At 44.4% G+C, this 856-nt stretch carries 1 protein-coding gene; it reads left to right on the forward strand.

Annotation, left to right across the window (positions count from 1 at the left end):
• Nucleotides 1-856 (forward strand): cell division protein ZapE (gene zapE / locus A3766_RS28575; RefSeq protein WP_156509225.1); only part of this gene is annotated, 856 nt, incomplete at both ends.

Genomic DNA, 856 nt, shown 5'->3' on the forward strand with positions numbered 1-856 from the left:
GAAAATCTAATTTCAGATGAAGCAGAGCGCAAGCGCTTAGCCGGGAAGTGGTTTAACAAGTTTTCTAAAAAGAAGCCAGAGCCTGTCAAAGGGCTTTACTTCTGGGGCGGGGTGGGTCGTGGTAAAACTTATCTAATGGATAACTTCTATGAAAGCCTGCCTTTTGAGCAAAAAATGCGCATTCACTTCCATCGCTTTATGCAAAGGGTTCACCAGGAGCTGACTACGCTTGAAGGCGAAAAGAACCCATTGCATATCGTTGCGAAGAAGTTGAGTGATGAGGCCCGTATAATTTGCTTCGACGAGTTTTTTGTTTCCGATATCGGTGATGCAATGATTCTTGGCGGTTTAATGCAAGAGCTTTTTGCGAACGGTGTTTCCCTTGTATGTACTTCAAACATTGTTCCAGATGGTTTATACAAGGATGGCCTACAGCGTGATCGCTTTCTGCCTGCTATCGATCTTGTTAACAAGTACACCGAGGTTGTGAATGTTGATGGCGGTAACGATTACCGCTTACGTACACTTGAGCAGGCTGAGCTTTATCATTTTCCTTTAGACGCACAAGCCGATATCAATTTGGATAAATACTTTAAACAGCTCGCTGTTGAAGCAGGTTCACACGAGCTAGAGCTTGAGATTAATGGTCGCCCTCTTAAAGCGCTACGGCACGCTGACGATGTTGTTTGGTTTACATTTTCCGAGCTTTGCGATGGACCTAGAAGCCAGAATGACTACATTGAGATCGCAAGAGAATTTCACGCAGTGATCGTGAGTAACGTCCCTCAGATGAGTATCGATACAGATGATCAGGCGAGGCGCTTTATCAATATGGTTGATGAATTTTATGACCGCA

This window comes from Oleiphilus sp. HI0132, assembly GCF_001635845.1.